This is a genomic window from Brevundimonas sp. AAP58 (assembly GCF_001295975.1).
In the GTDB taxonomy this organism is placed as follows: domain Bacteria; phylum Pseudomonadota; class Alphaproteobacteria; order Caulobacterales; family Caulobacteraceae; genus Brevundimonas.
The window spans coordinates 1-1,160 of record NZ_LJHU01000083.1 but is presented as its reverse complement, the minus strand read 5'-3'; the positions used below and the strand labels follow the sequence as shown (position 1 = coordinate 1,160).

Genomic DNA, 1,160 nt, shown 5'->3' with positions numbered 1-1,160 from the left:
GGCTCCAGACACGGTGCGCGCGTCCGCCCCCTCCACCGCTTCGCGGTCCCCCTCCCCCGCTGTGCGGGAGAGGATTTTTCGAACATCGGAGAGAACCCATGACCGCACCCGTGAGCCTCACGGAGGCGAAGCTGTTCCTGCGCGTCGAGCATGGCGCGGAAGACGGGCTGATCCAGACGCTGATCGATGCGGCGCGGAGCCGGGTGGAGGGAGAGGTGGGGCTGAGCCTGACCTCGACGTCCCCGGCGCCACTGAGGCTGGCGATCCTGATGTTGGCCTTGCGCGCCTATGAGCGGGGCGAGCGGGAGATGCCGATCCGGCCGGTGGAGGCCTGGATCGCGCCGTATCGCGTGGTGCGGCTGTGAGGGTGCTGGGTGAGCTGTTCGAGGCCGTCGAGGCGGAGACGCCCTATGGAGGCCGGGCGGTGTCTTGGGAGCCGTTGGGCGCGGTCTGGCTGAAGGTCGAAGGACGCCGACGCCGGGAGCGGAGCGAGGCCGAGGGGGCGGTCGCTTTCGAGGTCGCGACGGCGGAGGTGCGGACCGATCCGAGGCTGGTCGAGGGGCGGGTCATCCGGTTCGGCGGGGCCGACTGGACGATCCGCCAGGTCGATGTCGAGGCGGAGCGGCCAGGGCGGTCCGAACTGCAGCTGGAGCGGACGCGATGAGGGATCATGAGAGCGCGCTGCAGAAGGCGCTGATCGCGCATCTGCGGGCGGATGCGACGCTGAAGGCTCTGCTGGGGGATCCGGCGCGGATCTGGGACCAGGCGCCGAGGGACGCGGGGTGGCCGAACCTGACGGTGGGGCGGTCGGAGAGTTCGCCCGTGCCGGCCGCGGATTGCGGGATCGAACATCGGATTTCGTTGCGATGCGCCTCGCGCTTCGACGGCGTGGAGGAGGCCAAGGCGGTCTGCGCGGCGGTGCGGGCGGCGCTGCACGAGGCGCCGCTGGAGGCGGACGGGGTGCGGGCCGTCAGTGTGCGGACGACGTTCGTGGACGTATTCCGGGGACAGGGGCAGCGGTCGACCTGGGGCGTGGTGCGGCTGAGGGCTGTGACAGAGGAAATCTGATCCTCACCCGCGCAGCGGGGGAGGGGGACCATGCGCAGCATGGTGGAGGGGGCGGGTACGAACGCCGGTGTTTGGGGTTGGGCCCCCCCCCC

General features: G+C 71.3%; 3 protein-coding genes. All 3 read left to right on the top strand.

Translation table 11 applies throughout. From position 1 onward, the window contains the following. Positions 1-98 precede the first annotated feature (98 nt). From IP78_RS11325 to IP78_RS11315, 3 genes are read left to right on the top strand one after another with little or no spacing between them, the layout of a single operon-like run. Positions 99-365, top strand: a complete 267-nt coding sequence (locus IP78_RS11325; RefSeq protein WP_054111791.1) for a head-tail connector protein — start codon at positions 99-101, stop codon at positions 363-365. After that, entirely contained in the window at positions 362-664 is a 303-nt protein-coding gene (locus IP78_RS11320) for a head-tail adaptor protein (RefSeq protein ID WP_054111790.1), read from the top strand. The genes IP78_RS11325 and IP78_RS11320 overlap by 4 nt, the downstream gene beginning before the upstream one ends. Continuing rightward, complete coding sequence (locus IP78_RS11315; RefSeq protein WP_054111789.1) at positions 661-1,068, top strand: DUF3168 domain-containing protein; 408 nt, start codon at positions 661-663, stop codon at positions 1,066-1,068. The genes IP78_RS11320 and IP78_RS11315 overlap by 4 nt, the downstream gene beginning before the upstream one ends. Positions 1,069-1,160 lie beyond the last annotated feature (92 nt).